This window comes from Chryseobacterium herbae (assembly GCF_025154075.1).
GTDB lineage: Bacteria > Bacteroidota > Bacteroidia > Flavobacteriales > Weeksellaceae > Chryseobacterium > Chryseobacterium herbae.
Map to the genome: position 1 here is coordinate 297,574 of NZ_JAOAMU010000003.1, position 20,678 is coordinate 318,251.

Annotated in this window: 24 protein-coding genes and 1 riboswitch; of the genes, 1 reads left to right on the forward strand and 23 read right to left on the reverse strand. The window is 37.4% G+C overall.

The genetic code is table 11. The features are described 5' to 3' along the window. Position 1 precedes the first annotated feature (1 nt). Positions 2–754: a DUF3575 domain-containing protein gene (locus N0B48_RS11355; RefSeq protein WP_259838906.1), complete on the reverse strand. Its 753-nt coding sequence runs from the start codon at positions 752–754 to the stop codon at positions 2–4. Between the two features lie 219 nt (positions 755–973). Here N0B48_RS11355 and N0B48_RS11360 point away from each other — a divergent pair, with 219 nt between their 5' ends. Continuing rightward, entirely contained in the window at positions 974–3,061 is a 2,088-nt protein-coding gene (locus tag N0B48_RS11360; RefSeq protein ID WP_259838907.1) for a TonB-dependent receptor plug domain-containing protein, read from the forward strand. Positions 3,062–3,136: 75 nt separating this feature from the next. On the opposite strand, the gene N0B48_RS11365 is transcribed toward N0B48_RS11360, so the two are convergent. The 22 genes from N0B48_RS11365 to N0B48_RS11470 all read right to left on the reverse strand — a co-directional run bounded on the left by N0B48_RS11365 (position 3,137) and on the right by N0B48_RS11470 (position 20,461). Further along, positions 3,137–4,132: a T9SS type A sorting domain-containing protein gene (locus N0B48_RS11365; RefSeq protein ID WP_259838908.1), complete on the reverse strand. Its 996-nt coding sequence runs from the start codon at positions 4,130–4,132 to the stop codon at positions 3,137–3,139. 130 nt (positions 4,133–4,262) lie between these two features. Further along, positions 4,263–4,907 carry a 3,4-dihydroxy-2-butanone-4-phosphate synthase gene (ribB, locus tag N0B48_RS11370; protein WP_259838909.1) on the reverse strand — a complete coding sequence of 215 codons (645 nt, stop codon included), beginning with the start codon at positions 4,905–4,907 and terminating at the stop codon, positions 4,263–4,265. 90 nt (positions 4,908–4,997) lie between these two features. Then, positions 4,998–5,123: riboswitch (FMN riboswitch) on the reverse strand. Between the two features lie 151 nt (positions 5,124–5,274). Beyond that, positions 5,275–5,811: a hypothetical protein gene (locus N0B48_RS11375; protein ID WP_259838910.1), complete on the reverse strand. Its 537-nt coding sequence runs from the start codon at positions 5,809–5,811 to the stop codon at positions 5,275–5,277. Between the two features lie 48 nt (positions 5,812–5,859). Beyond that, a complete protein-coding gene (locus N0B48_RS11380; protein WP_259838911.1) occupies positions 5,860–6,609 on the reverse strand; it encodes a hypothetical protein in 750 nt (249 codons plus the stop codon). An 18-nt stretch (positions 6,610–6,627) separates the two neighbouring features. Beyond that, positions 6,628–7,287 (reverse strand): DUF4272 domain-containing protein, encoded by a 660-nt coding sequence (locus N0B48_RS11385; protein ID WP_259838912.1) that lies wholly within the window; start codon positions 7,285–7,287, stop codon positions 6,628–6,630. A gap of 32 nt (positions 7,288–7,319) precedes the next feature. After that, a complete protein-coding gene (locus tag N0B48_RS11390) occupies positions 7,320–8,099 on the reverse strand; it encodes an alpha/beta fold hydrolase (protein WP_259838913.1) in 780 nt (259 codons plus the stop codon). A gap of 116 nt (positions 8,100–8,215) precedes the next feature. Then, positions 8,216–8,764, reverse strand: coding sequence for a dihydrofolate reductase family protein (locus tag N0B48_RS11395; protein ID WP_259838914.1), 549 nt, complete (start codon positions 8,762–8,764; stop codon positions 8,216–8,218). A 75-nt stretch (positions 8,765–8,839) separates the two neighbouring features. Continuing rightward, complete coding sequence (locus tag N0B48_RS11400; protein WP_259838915.1) at positions 8,840–10,084, reverse strand: hypothetical protein; 1,245 nt, start codon at positions 10,082–10,084, stop codon at positions 8,840–8,842. 69 nt (positions 10,085–10,153) lie between these two features. After that, positions 10,154–10,912 (reverse strand): hypothetical protein, encoded by a 759-nt coding sequence (locus N0B48_RS11405; protein WP_259838916.1) that lies wholly within the window; start codon positions 10,910–10,912, stop codon positions 10,154–10,156. Between the two features lie 252 nt (positions 10,913–11,164). Continuing rightward, positions 11,165–11,692, reverse strand: coding sequence for a hypothetical protein (locus N0B48_RS11410; protein ID WP_259838917.1), 528 nt, complete (start codon positions 11,690–11,692; stop codon positions 11,165–11,167). A 10-nt stretch (positions 11,693–11,702) separates the two neighbouring features. Continuing rightward, complete coding sequence (locus N0B48_RS11415; protein ID WP_259838918.1) at positions 11,703–12,470, reverse strand: DUF2310 family Zn-ribbon-containing protein; 768 nt, start codon at positions 12,468–12,470, stop codon at positions 11,703–11,705. Between the two features lie 38 nt (positions 12,471–12,508). Continuing rightward, a complete protein-coding gene (locus N0B48_RS11420) occupies positions 12,509–13,003 on the reverse strand; it encodes a tetratricopeptide repeat protein (protein WP_259838919.1) in 495 nt (164 codons plus the stop codon). Positions 13,004–13,021: 18 nt separating this feature from the next. Next, positions 13,022–13,438 (reverse strand): NAD(+)--rifampin ADP-ribosyltransferase, encoded by a 417-nt coding sequence (arr, locus tag N0B48_RS11425; RefSeq protein ID WP_259838920.1) that lies wholly within the window; start codon positions 13,436–13,438, stop codon positions 13,022–13,024. A gap of 59 nt (positions 13,439–13,497) precedes the next feature. Further along, positions 13,498–14,058, reverse strand: coding sequence for a hypothetical protein (locus N0B48_RS11430; RefSeq protein ID WP_259838921.1), 561 nt, complete (start codon positions 14,056–14,058; stop codon positions 13,498–13,500). 40 nt (positions 14,059–14,098) lie between these two features. Beyond that, the gene (locus tag N0B48_RS11435) at positions 14,099–14,614 is read right to left on the reverse strand and encodes a DinB family protein (RefSeq protein WP_259838922.1); all 516 of its coding nucleotides are present in this window, start codon (positions 14,612–14,614) and stop codon (positions 14,099–14,101) included. Positions 14,615–14,925: 311 nt separating this feature from the next. Beyond that, positions 14,926–15,771 carry a sialate O-acetylesterase gene (locus N0B48_RS11440; protein WP_259838923.1) on the reverse strand — a complete coding sequence of 282 codons (846 nt, stop codon included), beginning with the start codon at positions 15,769–15,771 and terminating at the stop codon, positions 14,926–14,928. A 24-nt stretch (positions 15,772–15,795) separates the two neighbouring features. Next, entirely contained in the window at positions 15,796–16,407 is a 612-nt protein-coding gene (locus N0B48_RS11445; RefSeq protein ID WP_259838924.1) for a TetR/AcrR family transcriptional regulator, read from the reverse strand. A gap of 101 nt (positions 16,408–16,508) precedes the next feature. After that, positions 16,509–17,162: a dioxygenase family protein gene (locus N0B48_RS11450; protein ID WP_259838925.1), complete on the reverse strand. Its 654-nt coding sequence runs from the start codon at positions 17,160–17,162 to the stop codon at positions 16,509–16,511. Between the two features lie 70 nt (positions 17,163–17,232). Continuing rightward, positions 17,233–18,066 carry a LytR/AlgR family response regulator transcription factor gene (locus tag N0B48_RS11455; protein WP_259838926.1) on the reverse strand — a complete coding sequence of 278 codons (834 nt, stop codon included), beginning with the start codon at positions 18,064–18,066 and terminating at the stop codon, positions 17,233–17,235. Positions 18,067–18,153: 87 nt separating this feature from the next. Further along, positions 18,154–19,410, reverse strand: a complete 1,257-nt coding sequence (locus N0B48_RS11460; protein WP_259838927.1) for a serine hydrolase domain-containing protein — start codon at positions 19,408–19,410, stop codon at positions 18,154–18,156. A gap of 69 nt (positions 19,411–19,479) precedes the next feature. Then, positions 19,480–19,863: a 5-carboxymethyl-2-hydroxymuconate Delta-isomerase gene (locus N0B48_RS11465; protein WP_259838928.1), complete on the reverse strand. Its 384-nt coding sequence runs from the start codon at positions 19,861–19,863 to the stop codon at positions 19,480–19,482. A 148-nt stretch (positions 19,864–20,011) separates the two neighbouring features. Beyond that, positions 20,012–20,461 (reverse strand): SMI1/KNR4 family protein, encoded by a 450-nt coding sequence (locus N0B48_RS11470; protein WP_259838929.1) that lies wholly within the window; start codon positions 20,459–20,461, stop codon positions 20,012–20,014. Positions 20,462–20,678: the final 217 nt, after the last annotated feature.

Sequence of the window (20,678 nt, forward strand, 5' to 3'; positions counted from 1 at the left end):
TTTAAAACCTGTATCCAATCGAGAGCCCGCTTCTGAAACCAGCCCACGGCCCGTCCACTTTTACTTTAGCGCCATTGGCATTTGTCTCTACGGTGTAATCTACAAACGGAATATCCAGGTTTTCAATTTCTTTTTTAAGCTGAGCCTGCATTTCCGGAGTCAGGACATAATCGCTGGTCATCGTGAAGTCTCCTTTTCCCGTTCCGTAATGAGCTCCCGCAATCCAGAAATCAAGGACCAGATTTTGGCTTCGGGTTAAGAAAAATTGTACACCAACCATCAGTCCGCCGCTGTTTCCGCTTGTGCTTCCCTGACCTTTCAATGGGATCTGGTAGGTATTTCCGTCAATAGCGTCATAATCATAATAGAAATCAAAACTGTTGGATGTGACATCGGAATACCGGTAATAAGGGGCAAAATAGAATCCTTTTCCATAGCCTTTCCCGATGTAGAATCTGGGTTCGATGGTGAAATTGGTAGCTTTTACCCTCAAATTCTGAAATCTTTTCTCATCTTCATCTTTCAAAAAAGCATTAATGAAGGGAACTTTCCCCTGTGTCATTGTTCCGAAACCTATATTGAGAGAGAACCACTGTGTGATTGCTCTTTCGTAAGACAGGTTGATATTTCTGAATGCGTACGCTGTAACGTTGGTCTTAATGATATTCAGTTTTTCCGAGGGAACAGCCTGAACTTCCTGTGCATCTACTTCGGAAAGCAGGAAACAGGGAATTAAGATGAGAAGCTTTTTCATGAGGTTATATTTTGTGGGTGTAGAAAGGTATCAGCAAAAAACGGGCAAAAATTTACCAAAATTTAAATATGGTTTGATATTTAACTTAAAAATAAAGATATGATTGTTGTTTGTGTTATTCGATGGGAATATAATAAGAATAATTGATAGCATCGTCAGGTATGTAATAATTATTGAATATCAGCTGTCTTATTTAAACATTCTAATTCTATTTCTGATATGAAAAAAGTGATATGTTCTTTACTGTTTCTTTCCGGAACCTTGGTGTTTTCGCAGGAGAATGTAAAAAAAGATACGATCAGCCAGTCTGACACCAAAGAAATCCAGGAAGTCATTCTGAAAGCACAGCGTAAAAAACAATTCGCGGATAAGGCAGTTTATACTTTTGATAAAGAAGCTCTGGAAAAAGCACGTTATGCAAAAGATTTGTTAAAGACCTTACCGGAACTGCAGCTTGATCCTGTTTCCAATACGCTTAAAAGTATCAAAGGAGGAACTACATTATTTCTGATCAATGGTATTGAAGCTACAGATATGCAAATCCGAAGTGTACAGCCAAGCGAAGTGATCAAAGTGGAGTATTATGATATTCCGCCTGCAAGATGGGCTTCCAGAGCAGATACTGTTATCAACCTGTTAACCCGTTCCGCTGAAACAGGATATGTTTTTGGTGCGGATCTGAGCAGTGGTCTGACCACCGGATTTATAAACGGATCGGCCTATGCCAATTATACAAAAGGGAAAAATGATTTCGGTTTAGAATATTCTATCAATCTCAGAGATTATGATGACAGGAGGGTTCATAGTATTTATGATTATCAGTTAGGAGGAGAGCATTATCGTTCGGATGAGGAGAGGAAAGATCATTTTGGATATACTTTTCAAAATCTAGCTTTGCGTTATACACGTGTGGTTCCGGACAATTATGCTTTTCAGGCGAAATTGAATATGGATATTCTCAGCAGTTTCTTCAAAGGAAGCGGGCAAAGTATTTTCACCAAAGATGCCTTTTCTGAAGAGCATCAGATGTTAAAAAATGGGGGATCAGATTATGTAACGCCTACACTGGATGTATATTTTTCAAAGAATATCAGTAAGAAAGATGAGTTGAGTTTAAATGTTGTGGCCAATCGTTTTACAACCAATACTTCTGAATTTGCCAAAGAATGGATCATTTCTTCGGGTCAATCCGTTTTTGATAATGATATGAATCTGAAAGCGAAACAAACCGGATTTGTAGGAGAACTGGCTTATACCCATGATTTTGAAACCGGCAAGTTTTCATCAGGATACCGTGTTTCCAATACTTCTATTTCTAATGATCTCTCGAATTTATCGGGCTTTTCAGAGTATAGTGTCAATTATCTTGAACAGTATCTCTATTCTGAATTTGCCGGAAAAGTAAAGAAATTTAATTACCGGATAGGCGCCGGACTGATTAATATTCACAATAAGAGTGCAGAAAATACTTTTGATGAATGGTCTTTCGTTCCAAAGATTATTTTGGGTTATCAACTGAAAAGCAACCAAACTCTCCGTTTTTCAAGCAGCTATAAACCCAAAAGTCCGGTTAGTGCTGCTTTGAGTAGTAATGTTGTTCAGCAGGCTCCCAATATTGTACAGCGGGGAAATCCTTTTCTTACCTCGCAACAGACATGGGGGAATAATTTAACGTATTCATTCAACAATAAATATTTTGATTTTAATGCGAATCTTTTTTACAATTATACCAATCGCGCGATCAATCAGTTTTACGTGATGGATGCTGCGTTAGGCGGTTATGCATTAACATATGAAAATGCTCAGAACTCTAAACAATATGGAGCTCAGTTAACGGGTTCTTATAAACCTTTTGGAAACAGATTATTGGTATTGAAAGCAGTCATTTCACCAACTTCAGAAACCGTGAGAACCAGTAGCGGAGCATTGATCAAAAATAATTATATAGGAAATAATTTTGTCCTGTCTTCCGAATATAAATCATTCAGCCTTGAATATCAGCTTAATATTCCCGTGTACAGCCTGAGTGGTGCCTTTTTGGTGATTAATGAAAACCAAAATCATGTATTTGTCAACTATAAACATAAAGAATGGACGTTTTCAACCGGAATGTACTGGATTGGAATGCCTTCCGAATACAAAACAAAAAGCTTAAAAGAAAGTCTGGTTAATTATTCCCGCGTAGGGCAGATCATGAATAATAAATCCATGTTTGTTTTAGGACTAAGCTATGATTTTTCAAAAGGGAAAAAGACAGATTTACAAAGGAAATTAAATAACTCGACAGCGCCGGCTGCTACTTTTTAAGATTAAATAGTTCATAAAAATAACCCCGCTCAGGAATCCTGAACGGGGTTGTTTGCTTTTGTAATGTATCTTGTTTTATTTCTTGATAAACTTCACCGTTTCTGTCTTAGCATCTTTTCCGGAAACCTGGATAAAATAATTAGCCGTCGGAAGCTCAGAGATCTGTACTTTTCCGGATTTCAGATCTGATGTTTTGATCAGTTTTCCGTCTAAACTGTAGATATTGGCTGTTGTATAATTTCCTGTATTTCCTTTAAATCCGATAAAATCCTGTGCCGGATTAGGATAAACAGTGAAATTTTCTTTTTTTGCAGTATTTGCCGTTCCTAAAAAGGTCTCACCCAGAGCCACAGCACTCGACGTAGACTGATTGATACCCAGTAAAGGAACCGAAATGTTTCCGCTGGTAGACGTCAGCAATGCATATCGGTGACTGCCATCATAATAAGAATAAGCGGTATTGGTAAAAGTTCCGATCGGATTGGTTAAGGCAACATCAAACGGAGAATATAAATTAAAATTCTGTGTAAATTTTACTCTCAGTACATTCGTATAAGTTCTGCTGCCGATGATTAGCGTTCCGTGGGCATCGGCTAGTGTGCCCATTGTCCCGCTGAAAAATCCATTAGCCACAGATGAGGTGAAATTTCCTCTGGCATTGTCGGTTTGAGTAACTCCAAAAGCGGTAGGATAATTCATGTATGTACCGTTGTCTACAGAAAAGTTCAGCGTAGCTTCAGGATTGATTACTCCGGTGATTTCAAGTTTGGTAGTTGAGGATTTATAAAAAATAGTGGTTGCCCCGCTAGCCATTTTGATGGTAGAACCCGGAAATGTGGTGATTTCTGCCGCAGAAGGTGTCGAATAGACCGTTGGAGAAGATGTTCCCTGTACCAGACTGCCGTTTGAAAAGGTAACATTGGCTCCTGTAGCGGTATTGTTGACGGTTCCCGTTACCGTATAATGATTCGCAGTATCGCCTGATAAAGGATCGTTGGCCGCTTTGGTCAGAGTGATCTGTGCGGAAAGTGCGCCGGAAATACCCAGCAAAAAGAGTAGTGATGTTTTCATGGTCAAAATTTTTACTAAGATAAATAAAAACAGATATTAGTTTTTATGTTAACTTGTTTTTAATGAATAATTTAAATAAAACAGCCATCCGGTATGATCGGATGGCTGTTCTGTGCGTTATATATTCTTCCTAGTTGCTCATGATTTTGCGGTACGCGTGGATATCTTCAATAGTGACTACGCTCATCTCTTTCAGGGATGCAAACTTCACGATTTCCGGCAGCCTTGCCATTGAACCGTCTTCATTGGTCAGCTCACAAAGTACGGCATCATCACCAAGATTGGCCATTTTTACAAGATCTACACTGCCTTCGGTATGGCCTCTTCTTTCGAAAACACCGCCTTGTTTGGCAATCAGTGGGAAAACGTGTCCCGGGCTTGCAATATGTGCTGCCTGTGCATTTTCTGCAACGGCGGTTCTGATCGTTGTTACACGATCTTTTGCTGAAACACCAGATTCAACGCCTTCTTTGGCTTCGATAGAAATGGTGAATGCGGTCTGGTTTTTTGAATTGTTGGTTTCCACCATCGGACGCAAATTTAAATGCTTGCTTTTTTCTTCCGAAATGCAAAGACACACGATACCGCTGCATTCGCGGATCAGAAGTGCCATGTCCTGTTCTGTAATGGTGGATGCGGGAAAGATGATATCGCCTTCGTTTTCACGGTTTTCATCATCTACTAAAAGAATTCCTTTTCCCTGTTGTAGTTTTAGAAGTGCATTTTCTACACGTTCTGTGGAGGTCGCTCCAAATTGTTCTAATAATTTTTCCATGTTATTTTACTTTTAAAAGTTAAAATAGTCTTCGGTACATGGAAATGAAATACGGCACAATAAGCCCGTAAGGAATCTTACTGACCGTTTCATTTTCTTCTCCCATCCAGACTTTAACTGTCGGTTTTGGAATTTCACCAAATCAGTCCCTTCCGAAGAAAGGAGTCGCGGACTGTAACCGCCGGTAGGGATTTTCACCCTGCCCCGAAGAAAACTTATACTAAGTTTTACTGTATGTTTTGATTTAAAATTTTATTTCATTGATTATATTTAACGCACAGACCGCAAATTTCGGGAAGTTTTTTGAATTGGAGAAGGGATTTTTGATAGTATTTATCGATGAAGAATGAATAGCACAGAATATCGGTTAAACCGGATATTTAAATCCCGGATATTGAAGGTCAAAAGATTTCAGATCATCTTCATCGTAGCTTTTGTCACACCATCCGGTAGACAGATTGATTTCACCTAATCCAAAATAGAAATGTTCACTTTCAAAAAAACGGATCTTGTTTTCAATCACATATTCCATGGTGGTCTCAAAGCTGCCTCCTGTTGTATTAACGATTTTTTTCTTATTTAACCAAAAGAAAGAGTAATCAGAATAAACTCCGCCTACTTTTATCTGAACGTACTGAAAATCTATATGATGCAGTATATTTTCAAATTCCTGTATAAACTCATTGAGCTGATTTTCAGTTTCAAGAAACCATTTGGCTGTTCTTCCAAAAGAAATAAGAATGTTATCATAGTAATAAGGAAATTCCTGAATAGCCTGTGAAAATATGGCCGGATGAAAATAATAGTAATTTTTGTCCTCCATTTTATTCTGAACGAAATCCAAAAATCCATTGTAATCAGAGTCCAGCATGATGGCTCCGTAAAAATAATTCCATTGGTACATTCTAAATTGTATTTTTTAGTTGAACTTATTTTGCTGATCTTTTTGTTCTTATTCGTATTCCTTTAAATAAAAGACTATTTTCTTCTCTATTAAATCAGACAGTGAATTCGCGATTTTTATCACTTTCGGAGGTGCATTTTCGTGGGCAAGTACGTAAATATTTTGATTCTCCAGATTGTATAGCAATTGATCTCCGTCTCCATACAGCCAGAATTCACCCAGAACGAGATATTGCTTTTTCTGAATAGTTTCGACAGATAATTCGTTACAATCCATTTCCAGCCCTTCTAATTGTAAAACGGATACATTCCAGTACCATGTTATAAGGTCATCAGGAAGTTGGATAGAAAGTTCTATTTCTTTATTTTGGATAAATTCCTGCTGTACACCGGCTTCGATGATGTCAGAATCACTGTACGATTTGGTTAATTGTCTGAAAAACTTCGGATAACTGTCTTTTAAATAGCCGAATTTACTTTCAACGTCTTTCTGAAGCTGTTTTTCTTTTTGTTTTTCTGCTTTACAGAAATCATCAAATTCTCTTTCCCAGCCTTTTTTATAAAGATCGGAAAAATCAGCATTTATGTTCACAGACTTCAGCCAGTCAAAAGCGCCCAGCTGTCCGATGTACAGATTTCTGACCCCGCTGAAACTTTCCCTAGGTTTTATTTTAAGAAAGGCCGTTCTTCCACATATTTTTTCTACATCATCTTTATGATCGTTGAACCAGCTCAGCCATTCCTGAGCGGTGAGTTTTCCTTCTGAAAGGCTGCTGAATTTGTCAATGATTTCCTGCATAGTCATAGCTGAAATAGATTAAGTATCACATGAAACATCATCCCAATCCTGATCCATATAAGTGATCAGCCAGTTTAAGGCATAATGTCTTTCATACACAATACCCGGATCGATGGTTTCCATTTCGATATTATTTAAACGGGCATCTACACAGGCCCAATCATATCTGTAGTACAAATCAGCCGCATCAAGGATTTCTGATTTTGAACGGACTTCATGCGGTCCATTGATGAAATCATTGGGATCTAAGTCACCACCCACCGGATAATGTTCTGCCGGAATATCATTCAGATCGCATAATTCATCAGGAAAGGGTAGGGTGTCAACGATTTTTAAGGCCCAAAATAAAACCCAGATGCATTCACATTTCCAGCTTTCCTGAGATTTTTTATGTTCTGTGGGATCATTTAGAAAATCCTTTTCGTCCGGAGTCACAAAGTCCCAGAGATGATATTCTTTAAGATAATCAATGGCCTCTTCCGGCTCGATGGAATCAAAAGCGATAAGATTGGTGACCGCAAGAACAGTGAGCCTTCTGGCTATTTCTTCAGAAGCTCTCAGGGTCGTTTCCTCTTCTGTTTCTATATGGGGAAGGTTGAAATTAATTTTAATCCCTTCTTTTTTGAGGATTTCCTCGGTTCTTTCTTTTCGCGAAAGATCTTCTTTATTTGTGGACATATTAAGCATGATAGGGAATTAGTGCGAATAAATCAAATCAGTTCTTTGATCGTCTGTTCAAGCAATTGATTAAACTTTTCCGGGTTTTCCAGCATCGGATAATGACCGGTTCCGGCTATTTCAATGGAGTTATAATCTTTTAAATACTTTCTGTTATTTTCAATGTTCGTAGGAGAATTATCTGAATTGATAGCTCTTACCGGGACCTGAACTTTTGAAGCAATTTCCCTGAAATCTTTTTTATACAAAGGTCTGAGGAGATCAATGGCTGCTTCCGATGTGTTTTGAAGGAACTCGTTCAGTAACCTTTCTCGTACATCAGATGGTGTGTTTTCCACAAAAAGATATTGAGGAAGAATATGTTCAACCGCATTTTTAAAATCATTGCGGTAGTGTACAAATAGATATTGCTCAGCCTGTTCATCTGTAAAGGCTTCATCAAGGTCTTTTATGGTGTCAATCAGAATAAGAGCCTTAATCTGAGGGATTTGTAAAGAAGCTTCCAAAACATAAGCTCCTGACATCGAATGTCCTACAAGAATAATTTCTGATGAATCAATTTGATCAGCGACTGCCTTGATATCATCCGCATACAGCTCACTCGACCATTCTTTTCTGGATGTATCGGATAGACCGTGTCCGGCAAGACTCATTTGTACAATGTGATAGGTATTCCTGAAATAGGCCTCCTGGCTGTTCCACCATTCTGCATTGCCGAGCCATCCGTGTACAAATAATAAGGTAGGATTTCCCTGACCGCTTTCTTTATAATGAATTTTCTGTCCGTCTGACGATTGTGCGTATTTTTCCATGATTAATATATTCTTCTGTTTGTATAGGCGGTTTGTGATTAAAGAGCTAATGTACAAAAAGAGATCTTCAAAGTGTGCTGAAATCCCGGTATTATTGGGCCTTTATGAAGATTAGTTTATGGGCGTTTCGGTACATAGATGAGCTGTACCACTCCGGATCGGAAGGTATGGGTAGCGGTGAGTTTTAGTTCCAGTCTCTCTTTCATATTTTCAAATAATGGTTTTCCGCTTCCTAAAGCTACAGGGTGAACAGAAATTCTGTATACATCGATAAGATGAAGCTGAATAAAGGTTTTGATCAGACTGGCACCGCCGTAAAGCCAGATGTCTTTCCCTTCCTGTTTTTTGATTTCTGCTACTTTTTCAGCAATATCGGAGTTGATAAAAACCGCTTTGGAATCCTCTCTGACCTGTTTTGAAAAGACATATTTGTTTTTTGCATGTACAGATGCCCAGAGTTTCTTTTCTTCAGCATCTGCATTGTCTTCCGGCTGATAATTTCCCCACGCATCATAACTGACCCTTCCGTAAAAAATGGTGTCGATACTGTCGAGGAATCCGTCAAAATTCATATCATCATCCATAATGCACCAGTCCGTTTCTCCATTGGGCCCTTCGATGAATCCATCCAGAGTAACAGCCAGGTCAAGAATTACTTTTTTCATGTTTATTTATTAGGTTTAGTTATTGTAAAAATAAAAAAACGCTCTGAAGGCAGAGCGTTTTTGCGTTATAAAATTTTACCACTTCCAGATCTGTGGCTCGTCTTTCCAGATCAGCAGCCTGAATTCTTCGTAATGATTTCCGTTTCCGATGGTGTGGGTATCTCTTTGACCTTTGTCCAGTTTTAATTGGTGCAAAATCCCGGAATGCGCAGCTACCCAAAGTGTTTTTTCATCATCCGAAAGGGTCATTCCTGAGATCGAGGAACCTAAGAAATATCTCCACAACTGATTTCCGTCTTTATCAAATGCTTTAATGTATCCGTAAGCATCGCCCAGGATGTAGTACTCTTTTGTAGCTGTACCGGAATATACTCTCATTTCCTCATCGATAATGGTATAATCATCACTTTCTGTATACGCTTCAATATCGGCACCTTCATATTGATCGGAATTGATGCCTATGGTAATCCCGTTGTAAAAGTGGCATGAATTAGTAATAAGCTGGCTGTCATCTTTAGCAAACAGACAGAAATGCGGGTAGGAGGATTGTGCTCCGATCGAGCCTAAAGTATTTCCTTCCGCATCTAAAATCCTGTGATCATAGCTTTGGTCTCCCACCACCATGTAGGAATTGTCATTAGAAACGGTGGCATTTTCCATATCAATGTCCGGGGTCCAGTCTTCTTCGTCATCTTCATTCATTGGATGGATCAGTTTTTCTTCTTTTTGAGAGATCAGGTAGATTCCGAATGACGTGACCAGCACAACTTTGCTTCCATCATTGAACGGGATAAGTTCCGTAATTCCTAATTCTGCAGTTTGGTTCAATTCAAATTCGTTGATGAGTTCTCCTTCCCAGCCTTTATAAATTGATATTTTACCGGGAGTTGCAGTGGCAAAAACACCATTCTGTTTAGATTTTCCAATGGCCTGAATATTTTCGTCAAGTTGAGTCACCTGACCATGATCCAGCAGATAAGCCTGTCTTTTTTCATAAGAAGTTCCGGTCATGAAAACGATCTTTTCACCGGAAATAAAATGAAGCTGCTCAATGCTCTGCGACCTGTTTTCTAGTAAAGGAATGATAGGGGTGTGAGCCGGCGGAAAATTCGCTCTGAAATTTTCAACATCTCCGTTCTGATTGGCTGTTTTAAGCAGATTAAAAACGCTTTCCGCAAGATTTGATCTCTTGTCTTCAGGTTCTTCACCTTTCCAGTTTTCCCAGCCGTTCTTTTCACCGAAATCAACCATTTCATTAATTTCTGTTGCATAACGTTCCCCTTTTGAGAACCATTCTTCCTGGATTGTAGTGTTTTGCATAATTGATGTTTAAATAAAGTTTGAGATACTCGATACGGGAATATCCTGTCTTAAAAAAAAATTACTTTTTTATTTGAAGTTTGCATGCTCGTCATGGTTTCCACTGATCTTAATGCTGCTTCCTTTTAACAGCTTAGGATTGATCGTTCCGGTTTTTTCAGCGGTGAATTCAAACCCAAGGATATCCAACGTTTCACCAGGTTTGAAGAATTCTTCTTTTTTTAGCGTGTAATCTCCTGCCGGACCGATCTTGATGGTGTCTCCCGGCTGTTGCATAAACGTTTCGATATTATTTTTCTCTTTGTTCTCTACTTTAACACTTTTAGATAAGTAGAGCATATTGACATCCTGAAGGCCAGACCAGTGAATAGAAAAATCCTTATTTAAAGAGGCTTCTTCTTCATAAATAATATTTCTTGCACTGCTTAATTTCAGGGAAGGAACACTGCCCAGGAAAAATTTTTTACCGTTGGCCAATTGAATCTGAAGATCGTATTGACTATTTTCCGGGGCTATCTTTTCAGCATGGTACAGATAGTTTTTGTTGTAATACAACTCTTGTACGATTTTGTATTCTGCCTTTTTGCCATTCACCCATATATTCACAGAGTCATTGCCGAACATTTTACCGTTCTTATCACGGAGGACTACAGAAATGCTGTTGTCATTTTCATCCGTCAATTTTTGGTAAATGCTGATTTCCGCTTTCAGATCAGAAATATCTGTAATCTTTGATGCCGGTTCCGGTCCTGAACAGGAGTTGAACAGAAAATACAGACAGTATAGCAGAATAGAAAGCTTCATTTTGATATAGCCGGCAGTTTTCATAATGTGATTTTTTGGTGTGACGGAACTTTTTCCGGAGTGTTAAATTACGAAAAGAAATAGAATGGGTTAGTTTTGGTATGGATTAATTTAATCTGAGTTCAGGGCTGGAAGCAGGAGGAGGGAAGTTACTATTAGTGATTCATTTTTAATATTTACCATAAAATTCAATGGAGTGGTCTTGAAATTAATAAAACTACGTGGGAGTTATACTTTAGGTTTTCAGTAGCTTCACTCTTCCAGCTTCAGGCTTCCCTACTTTAGACTTCTATGATAATAGTTTCCGAAGTCCTTTCTGTCAATAATTTTCCAGTTTTTAATGGTAAAGTCTACCATTGCGCCCTGATTGATTTTGCCGTCTACAATGAGTTCATAGAAATCACAGCCCCAGTCTTTATTCATCATGGTATTATGACTACGGACAAGATATTTAAAACCATAAATCTTTTTAGCCGGCTCATTTTTGATTTTTATAAATACGGTATCCGTTAAAAGTATTTCATTGTTTAGAAAATAATTTCTCTGATGCCTCAAGGAATCCGAAATAAGATCGGGTATTTTGTCGCCGTAATTTTTAAAAATCTGATTTCCTCTTTTTATCTGAATATGAATGCTGTCCGCATCTTTTGGAAAATATCCGAAGAAAGAAATAGGCAAGCCATCAATTTTGGTTTGTGCAGCACAGTCTTTTTCAGCTTTTGAAAGTTTTTCTTTATCGCTTTCACAGGAGAGGAGGAATACAGCGGTTAAAATTTGGGCAATATTTTTTACAGATATATTCATGTTCCTGTCATTAAGAGTTGGGAGAAAGAGTCGATATTATTTTGCAGTCTTCACATTTAAAATCATAAAAATAATCATGTGGAGTTTTTAAATTCCATGTTTTTCCACAGCCTGGACAAGGGCGATTGGATTGGTCCGATTTGTACTTCCTGTAGTTATAGAGGAAATAAAATGTTGGGATTTTTGTCAGTTCCTGAAGTTTCTCACAAATTTCAATTCCCTGTTTTGAGAGCTGGCTGTTCAGTTCCTGCATTTGATTTAGCGACCAACGTTCTCCAACTTCACAATTCATCTGTAGTCTGTCACAGGACTGATAATTGGTTTCCCAGTTTAAGATCGGCATATATCCAAAATCACGATATTTTGGTAATTTATACAAGGGAACAGATTGATTACAGTTTCCACAGGTTATCGGAGAATCAATGGAGATGTAAGTGGTTATCAAAATAAAAAAATCAGATTTTTTACATTGACAACCTCCCTTATAATCTTCAAGGGTCTTTCCAACGGTTTTAATTGAAATTGAAGATTTACTTAATGTTTCTATTTTTTCAATTTGCCTGGTGACATAAGTGTTATTATTTTTCTTATCCAATGATTTTTTTTCAAGCGTAAAAGGCAACGCAACAATCTTGTTTTTATTTATATACTGACTTTCAATCCTTCCCTGAGTCTGTCCATTGCCTCTATAAAACGACATCAGTAAGTTGAATTCCTGAAAAAGCTCATCTTTATTTACTTTTGAATTGATATCTATTGATACTTCCTGTATAAACATGTATTGGTTATTTTTTATGGATTGAATCCAATAGTTTTTTATTTTATCAGTTCCTTCGAATAATTATACACAGATCTATTATACCTTGGCAAATGCTTTGATAACGACTCCAAAACCAATGACAATGCCTCTTTATCCTGATCAATCGATGAAAGTGAAAGCGCGAGAAAAGCATGGACAGCATCATCCAGTTCATCGGAATAGTTTTCCTTTTCTTCCCTTAAGATCTCAATGCTTTCTTGGAGTTTTCCGTTATTTCGCAACGTGCTTGCCAGTTGAATTCGGGCTCTTCTTCTCCTTAATCCGGTGAGCCCCGAAGCTAAAGCAGATCTGTAAAGCGGTTCCGCGTTTTTTTCAAAACCGGTTGAGTCGTACGCGCAGGCTCTTTCGAAATCTGCAATACCATTCGGTTCATCGGCAGAAATTTTGTCCGTATGTTTTTTGATCTGGTCAATGAATTCATCATTGGAAGTGGTTCGCAACCGATCCCATATTGTTGTTAATTCTTTTTCCCAAAGTTCGGATTCTGTCATCTTTCTTGTTATATATTATCAGTCTTCAATAGCTTCAATACCTTGTTGTTTCAGCTTTTCCAGATGGTCTTTCATCGTTTTCAGCTGTTCCGGTGAATGTCCCTGCCAGTCTGTAACTTCCCCAACCACTTTAAACGGGTGTAAAGAACGGTAAGATTTTGTAGGATTTCCCGGGAATTTTTTGTCCGTTAAGTTGGGATCATCCTCAATAGGTCCCGTCGGTTCTACAATATAAATTCTTTCTTTCCCATCCCCGAAAGCCAGCTCTGCACCCCAGGTTGCTGCTTCCAGCGTAGCCGAAAGATAAATATATTTCGCTTTTCTTTTTGTACCGTAGTTGGAACTGAAACCAATTTCGATGAGGTCACCGGTTTTAAGATCTGCTTTGGTGCCGTGGTAATAGATGGGAGTTTCTTCAATAGGGTTAGAACTCATAATATGATATTTTTTAGAAAATAGGATTGACTTTCATTTTACATAATGGAGGATCGATTTTACATGGTCCAAATGCTCCATTTTGATTGTATGGCAGAAGGATTCAGCTTTTCAATTTTCCGGTAAAATTCAAGAAAATTTTTATTCCAGATGGTGTAGTTGTGTGCGAATTTGAAGACAATTTCTTCGCCGTTATTGTTGATTTTTACCTGCCAGATACGGCTGTTATTAATTTGAACGGAGGTTTTACTTATTTCATTGATATCTTTTAAATTAAATTTTGCGGTCTGTTGATGGCTATTAACGGCGTAAAAATTTTCATTGTCAAAATAAAATTCCTGATCGGAAATAATATTCTTCTCAAGTCCGAACAGAAATGGTTTGGTTGAGATTTTGTTTAAATTTTGAGTCCCTGAATTAGTGTAATTTATGTTATTATTTTCCTTTTTAAGCCCGGAAATATTTCTTTTATACACGATACGAATCACCAAAAAGGCGAAAATGAGGCTTAGAATAACAATTGCAATCAGGTAACCGTCCCCTTTTTGCGACATTGTTAAAGTGATTCCTGTAATGAGCAATGCATAGACAGCAGACAGGATAAGTATTTTTTTGATCATTAATGGATTGCTAAGTTAAGTTTGAAGCCTCTTTTGTGTCTTAATTTTGTTCTACCTCCGAACTTTTATAAACATTCCAGAAATTATAATCCGTCATAGGCGCATCTGTAATCCCAACGTTTCGGCCCATCGTTACGATTTGTCCCCTGTGATAAGCTCCGTGAACAATCACGTGCTGGATATATTCATACTTGGAAAAGTCACACTGAAACCACGGAGATTCAATTTTTACAGTTTTCGTTAAATCTTCTTCGGATAAACTTTCCACATAATCTACCAGCTTTTGGGAATTGTTTTTAATCCCGTTGAATATCTCTTCCTTAGTGTTGGCCGCAGAAATTTCAGCAAAATCGAAATCACCGTTTTCTGCGATATAACCCCACCAGTATTGCTGCGTCTGCCAAATATGGTGTAAAGTGGTTAAGATCGTCGGAAAGCTTGAAATAACTTCCTGGTTAAGCTGTTCATCAGACTTCGTGGAAAGCCAGTCAATGTACTTATTGACCACCCAATTATTGTACTGAACACTGTGATTGATTAATGTTTTTAAATTCATGATGATTAATATTTAGTTTGATTTAGGTGATATAAAAATAAATAAAATCCCCATTGAATTTTGTTTTTTCAGAATAAGAGTGAAGATTTTTTTGATATCAGATATCAGATATCAGATATCAGATGTCAGACGTGAGACGTCAGACTATTGAGCTTTTTAAGATTGTGAATGGCGAATGGTGAATTTGCTTCGCAAGTGAAGGGATGGTAGAAGATTTTAGGCATCAGAAAACCCGTACCTCGTATCCCGAAACTCTCCAGCCCTAAAACGCTCCAACTCCCAAACCCGCACCTCGTATCCCGTACCCAATATCAACTAAGTTTCGCTATCTGAGCCTGAAATTCATCCGCATTTATAGTTCCCATTGCCCATTGATACTGAAGTAATTCGTGTTTTTCATTTTTCGTCAAGGGTTTTTGATGAATGGTTTCTATGATCTGATCCTCATCTTGTAATGCCTCCCAAATATGAGTTTTTTGTTGGAAGACTTTAAAATATCTGACCCCAAATTTTCTCTGGGAAACAGCATTGAAATGAATGTTGTCGGGATTAGCCGTCAAACCTTTGGCAGAAACAAAATAACAGTGTTGCTGATCTTTTGCAAACTGCATCAGTGCTGCATTCACTTCATGATGTTCATTGAAGTACTGACCATACATGCCTTCCTGTAAAAAATCTCCCAATCCTCCAATAATGAGCGGAAGATCCGGAGCATTCAATTCCTCTCTCAAAGTTTTTATAATCAGGGCGAATTTTTCTATATAAAGCCGATGTTTTTGCCCATTGCTGTCACTCTCTCCCTGATGCCACAGAATACCGCTCAAACTGCTTATTTTTTGTGCAGCTTTGGCCTGAAGAACCGCATTTTGAAACAATGGACCTTCCACCGACCAATCGTCCAGACTTGTACCGCCATCCGCACACGGAATCAGTGCAATATCATCTTTCTGATTATGGAATAAACGCCATGAAGAAGCAAAACTGGCAGCCAGACTGATTCCCGAAGTAGAACGGTCATAATTCATTGGTTCTGCCATCATTTGCCACTTGCCGTTTCTCAACATTTTTATCTTTTCATCATAAATAGGAGGGACTTCATTAAGAAATCCGCGACCTGCCATATTAGATTGGCCGATCATTAAAAATGAGTATATCATTGTACTTTTTTATTATTCTACTTTTTATTTTTTTAATGCTTTGCAGACTTTTTCGAAGGTAGTCCATACCATTTCATCTGTCAAAACAAAAGGTAACCCGTTGATATTTCTTCCCTGTTGATGAAAGTGTAATAAGTTGTGTAGCGGGGCAAAAGCAATTGACCAGAAAATTTCGAATGGCAATTCATCGAGTTCTCCACACTTCACGGAATTAGAGATAAAATGTAAAAGATTGTTCTTGAATTCGCTCATAAATGTTCCCGGATTTTCATTAAACATTTCAATAAACTGATGGCTGTAATGAGAATTGTTGATCTGTTCAAAGAAGGGAAGGACCAAAGGATTTGTGATAGCATAATTATATCTGTTCGTCCATTGTACGCGCATCCCTTCTTCAAAAGCAGAATTTGGATCAAATCCCTCATTGATTTCAGTTTCCATTTTGTTTCCTTCTTCAATAACCAGTTTCAGGATGAGATCATCTTTATCTTTATAATACACATAAGGCGTCCCTACAGAGATATTGCACGCTTTCGCCAGTTTATTGATCGTAAAGCCATCCAATCCATCTTTTACAATGATTTCAATAGCTTTCTCTTTTATACTGTTTTCTTTGTTAAGATCCCGGTTACGCATATTTATTTTATTATCAGTTAATTATAATTAAATGAATATTCATTTAATTATAATACAAATGTATACTATTTTCAGATTATTACAAAAAAATAGGGCGAAAATTATTTTTTAGGATAGTCAGGAATGTTGAGGCCAAGAATAATATTATGCTTTGCCATCTGAATATTACCTTTCGTCAAAGGTTTTACAACGCCGCTTCCACCACGGTTTTCCTGTGGGTACTTTTTGAAATAAGGAACAAGAAGTTGGTCATCCTCAAAATTGATTTCATCAGTATAATATTCATTGGGAATATCGGGTTCTTTTACCGATAAATGAATATGTGCTGGCAACGTCTGGCCGGGATAAGGCGCGGGACGGATCGTTTTAATGGTGTATTTTCCTGCTGCATCTGTTTTTATCCATCCCCGGATGTGTCCGTGACGTTCTGCCCGTTTATCCATGCCTTTTCTGGGTGAGTAATAGCCGTTGTTATCCGTTTGCCAGTAATAGATAATAACATTGGGGGCGGGTGTTTTTCCGTCCTGCTGAAATACGGTTCCGGATACGATTAATTTCTGACCTTTTTCATTCCAGCCGGGACTTATATCTTCGGAATGAATTTCTTTGGGCATTCCAACGTACATAATTTCACAGCCGTCGCAACCACCACCTACCATTTTAGTATTTCCCTTTTTTTCTGAGGTCTGTCCGTTGCAGCTCATGAATCCTAAACAAGGAATCAGCATCATAATGTATACAATCAATGTTTTCATAGTGTTAAACTTTTCTGCAAAATTGATCACTTAAATCATTGATTTTCAAATTTAATGAAGTAAGACGAGTTTATTTTGAGGTAAGATGAAGGCTCTCCAGTTTTGATTTGAAATCTTTTGCATAATTGCGGCTTACTCTCAGGATCGTGTCGTCTGAAAGCGTAATATCATAATCCCCGTTTTGTCTGGACTGGTAAGAAATGATGTGATGAATATTCACAATATGAGATTTATGGATCCGAACAAACTGATCGCTGCTTAATTGTGTTTCCAATGATTTTAAGGTGTCACTGTGAAGATATTTTTTAGAACGGTGATGAATATTGATATAAGGAGAGTTGGCAGAAAAATAAAAAATATCACAGACTTCTATGACTATCTTTTTATGATTCACTTCCGAAACTACCATGGAGGTTATGGTATTCTGTTTTGTCGTTTCTTCAGGAGCTGGCTGATGAGTCTGGACTTTATTCTTTAAAATGGTGAATATGATAAAAGACGAACTGTAGACAAGCACGGTTTTAATCAGGTAAGCAGTTATTCCAAAGCTAAAAGTCTGCCCATAGGGAAAGGTGTGATCATAGAATATTTTTGAAAGGAACCATATGAAGATAGGGTAGATTGTCAAATGAGCTACAATAGCTGAACTAATAATCAACAGACCCAGTGTAAGGTTTTTTGTTTTTTTGATCAGATAAAACTGAACACACAGCAAAGGGGTAAACAAAAGCCAGAAAGAACTGAAAAGAAGCGATTCGGAGAAATAAAAAGAGCTGCTTTGTAACTGTGTTAATAAATAATCTAAATAAATATTCACCATCATCAGCACAGTAAGACTACAGCCGAAAAAGAAAAATAGTTTCCGCCAGTCTTTGAAAACATGATATAGTTGATGAATGGCCATATTCAGGTCTGGTTATCAGACGATTATTTATACAAATGTATTTCTTTTTCGGTTTGAACTGAATGAAAATCCTTTAAAAATAAAAGATTACTTTTCAGACCTGCTGATCGCGTCCAATTTGATAAAATATTCATCAAGCAGATCATAGATAGCTTTTTGATCTTTCCCCGAAATTTTATTATCCCAGTCAGTATTTACGATGAGGTATCTGCCCATTTTTTTCTCTTTAAAAAACCAGATCACGGAATTCAGACCCGGATCGCCGCCCGTGTGTCCGAAATTTCCGGTAGATCCGAATCCCATAGTGATACCCATATTATATTCATCGCTGTATTCGCTGTTGCTTCTGTCCTGGAAGTTTTCCGCTTTCAGTTGGGGTGTAAAATATTCTTTATAACTTTCTTTTGATAGAATATTTCCGTTTCCAAAATACCCTTTCATCAGTTCGAGAAGGTATTTACTCATGTCATCGGAAGTGGTCAGCATTCCTCCGTCAGGATAGGTGTTGAGTGAATAATAAGGATAAGGCGTTTGTTTATCGATAAAGGTTCGTGTATATTTTGAAAAATTTATCGTTTTAAAATTCCAGCCTGAATGATCCATTTTTAATGGCTTGAAAATATATTGTGTAGTGAAAGTATCGTAAGGAATTCCTGTCGCTTTTTCCAGCACCAAAGCAGCCAAAGTAGCTCCGATATTGGAATAATTAAACAGTTCGCCGGGCTTTTTATCCAAAAATATATCCTTCGAATACCATTTTCCTTTTTCGCTGAGAACATGATTCAAAAACTCTTCAATGGAAATTTTAGAGGAAGGAGGGTTGAATTTGGTTGGGGAAATATCAATCTTCAGATTTTTTGCCAGATCAGCAGTATCTTTTAATACAACCGTTTGGGTCATATATTCATTATTATCATTGATAGAAGAGGTATGTGTGGTCAGTTGTCTGATGGTGATGGGAATATCGGGATATTTAGGATTGATTACTTTGAACGGAAGATATGTATTGATTGGGTCATCCAGTTTCAGTTTTCCCAGTTCCTGTGCTTTAAGAATAGCAATACCGATAAGTGTTTTGGAGACCGATGCGATATTCTGAACCGTATGTTCATCGTACTTTTGAACGGGATTTACATGCGCGATTCCGAAACCGTTTTGATATAAAACTTCCCGGTCATTAACGAGTGCCACTCCAAATCCGTTAAAGCTTGTTGTTTTACTGATTTCTACCAGTTTTTCAGTTAATTCTTTTTGAGTTTTGAGCAGTTCCTGTGACGGCTTTTTCTGCGCAGTACAGAAAGTAAAAATCAAAAGAAAAAGGCAGAGACTGTATAAATTTTTCATGACGGGCTTTATTAAAAAACAACTTCAGAGACACAGATATTACATATTCAGCCATTTCCAGCCAGGTTTTTACAATCCAAAATGACGATTCTGATCTGTATTTTCAGGATTGATGAGTGCTTTGTTGCAATACGTAGCAGATTCAAATTCACTGATATTGACAGATAGAAAAGAAATATCCGGAAATAAAACGGTTATCTGAGCACAGATTTTCTTTGACAGTTCGGCCTTCTGTTCCGTATTGCGGCCTTCCATGATATACCCGAAAACATGCAGGAAGTTATTCTTTTGCTCTCCAAGCTTAAAATATTCATAGGGCTGAAGTCTGACTTTGATGTCATTGGGAGCAAACAATCCTATTGAATCCGCCGATTTATAAATGGTATCCATTATTTCGTCCGCCGTTCTTTGCTGAAGGAGATCCTTTGAGCATTCGATAATAAAATGAGGCATAATGATTTTGTGATCAATGGGTTATTGAACATAAAAATAAGTAAAATAAGCTGATTCTGAAAAATAAACAGCTCTGATATTCAGAACGATTGTTTTGTTGATATGATTAAGGCCTTTTGTGAATTGCTTTTAAAATACTGTCAGGATATTAAGGCTGAATGGTAGGATTGTTTTTCGTGTATTTCTTTTCCCAATCATATATTCCATCATTTCCAAAAACGTTTCCCTTAGAGAATGCCTGCAGAAACTCTATAAGTGAACTGGAAGAAATTGTATGGATGGAACTGAAAAATTCAAAGTCTCCATTTTCGTTTTTTCTTAAACCCCAGGAGTCTGAAAAGATCGTATATTCAGCAAACAAAAACCAATGATCACCATAATCATTATTCGCTAATATGGTATCTACAGACAGAAAATTGAATATATCTTCCAAACACTCAAATCCATTACATAAACTATAAAACTGAATGAAATCTTCGGGAAGTTTGCATCCTATTTTATGTTCCAGTTCTACTATTTTATTATCTGCTGCGGGATTTAATATTTTAAACCCGTGATATGAATTCTTTATTTCAATTTGCTTTAATAATTCCTGCATTGTGAAGAATGATTGTATTAGTTGAGGTACTATTCTGCCTGGTGATAATTTTTAATTTTTATATTAATCAAACAAATATGTAATACTCCAATGATCCACCAGATTGGAATTTTAAAGAGTAGATACAAAACATTAAACCCATCGACGGTTTCAAATTTATTGTGGACATTGTTTAGTTCAATTTGAGTAGAAATTCCGGGAGCAAGAATGAGAAAAA

What these genes read in the sequence shown, in the direction of transcription:
- N0B48_RS11470 (WP_259838929.1), bottom strand. Translation starts at nt 20,461, where the DNA reads ATGCAGGAATTATTAAAGCAAATTGAAATAAAGAATTCATATCACGGG.
- N0B48_RS11385 (WP_259838912.1), bottom strand. Translation starts at nt 7,287, where the DNA reads ATGTCCACAAATAAAGAAGATCTTTCGCGAAAAGAAAGAACCGAGGAA.
- N0B48_RS11465 (WP_259838928.1), bottom strand. Translation starts at nt 19,863, where the DNA reads ATGCCTCATTTTATTATCGAATGCTCAAAGGATCTCCTTCAGCAAAGA.
- N0B48_RS11360 (WP_259838907.1), top strand. Translation starts at nt 974, where the DNA reads ATGAAAAAAGTGATATGTTCTTTACTGTTTCTTTCCGGAACCTTGGTG.
- N0B48_RS11400 (WP_259838915.1), bottom strand. Translation starts at nt 10,084, where the DNA reads ATGCAAAACACTACAATCCAGGAAGAATGGTTCTCAAAAGGGGAACGT.
- ribB (WP_259838909.1), bottom strand. Translation starts at nt 4,907, where the DNA reads ATGGAAAAATTATTAGAACAATTTGGAGCGACCTCCACAGAACGTGTA.
- N0B48_RS11395 (WP_259838914.1), bottom strand. Translation starts at nt 8,764, where the DNA reads ATGAAAAAAGTAATTCTTGACCTGGCTGTTACTCTGGATGGATTCATC.
- N0B48_RS11375 (WP_259838910.1), bottom strand. Translation starts at nt 5,811, where the DNA reads ATGTACCAATGGAATTATTTTTACGGAGCCATCATGCTGGACTCTGAT.
- N0B48_RS11410 (WP_259838917.1), bottom strand. Translation starts at nt 11,692, where the DNA reads ATGAATATATCTGTAAAAAATATTGCCCAAATTTTAACCGCTGTATTC.
- N0B48_RS11455 (WP_259838926.1), bottom strand. Translation starts at nt 18,066, where the DNA reads ATGGCCATTCATCAACTATATCATGTTTTCAAAGACTGGCGGAAACTA.
- N0B48_RS11380 (WP_259838911.1), bottom strand. Translation starts at nt 6,609, where the DNA reads ATGCAGGAAATCATTGACAAATTCAGCAGCCTTTCAGAAGGAAAACTC.
- N0B48_RS11415 (WP_259838918.1), bottom strand. Translation starts at nt 12,470, where the DNA reads ATGTTTATACAGGAAGTATCAATAGATATCAATTCAAAAGTAAATAAA.
- N0B48_RS11450 (WP_259838925.1), bottom strand. Translation starts at nt 17,162, where the DNA reads ATGAAAACATTGATTGTATACATTATGATGCTGATTCCTTGTTTAGGA.
- N0B48_RS11430 (WP_259838921.1), bottom strand. Translation starts at nt 14,058, where the DNA reads ATGATCAAAAAAATACTTATCCTGTCTGCTGTCTATGCATTGCTCATT.
- N0B48_RS11460 (WP_259838927.1), bottom strand. Translation starts at nt 19,410, where the DNA reads ATGAAAAATTTATACAGTCTCTGCCTTTTTCTTTTGATTTTTACTTTC.
- N0B48_RS11445 (WP_259838924.1), bottom strand. Translation starts at nt 16,407, where the DNA reads ATGCGTAACCGGGATCTTAACAAAGAAAACAGTATAAAAGAGAAAGCT.
- arr (WP_259838920.1), bottom strand. Translation starts at nt 13,438, where the DNA reads ATGAGTTCTAACCCTATTGAAGAAACTCCCATCTATTACCACGGCACC.
- N0B48_RS11435 (WP_259838922.1), bottom strand. Translation starts at nt 14,614, where the DNA reads ATGAATTTAAAAACATTAATCAATCACAGTGTTCAGTACAATAATTGG.
- N0B48_RS11420 (WP_259838919.1), bottom strand. Translation starts at nt 13,003, where the DNA reads ATGACAGAATCCGAACTTTGGGAAAAAGAATTAACAACAATATGGGAT.
- N0B48_RS11390 (WP_259838913.1), bottom strand. Translation starts at nt 8,099, where the DNA reads ATGGAAAAATACGCACAATCGTCAGACGGACAGAAAATTCATTATAAA.
- N0B48_RS11440 (WP_259838923.1), bottom strand. Translation starts at nt 15,771, where the DNA reads ATGATATACTCATTTTTAATGATCGGCCAATCTAATATGGCAGGTCGC.
- N0B48_RS11365 (WP_259838908.1), bottom strand. Translation starts at nt 4,132, where the DNA reads ATGAAAACATCACTACTCTTTTTGCTGGGTATTTCCGGCGCACTTTCC.
- N0B48_RS11405 (WP_259838916.1), bottom strand. Translation starts at nt 10,912, where the DNA reads ATGAAAACTGCCGGCTATATCAAAATGAAGCTTTCTATTCTGCTATAC.
- N0B48_RS11355 (WP_259838906.1), bottom strand. Translation starts at nt 754, where the DNA reads ATGAAAAAGCTTCTCATCTTAATTCCCTGTTTCCTGCTTTCCGAAGTA.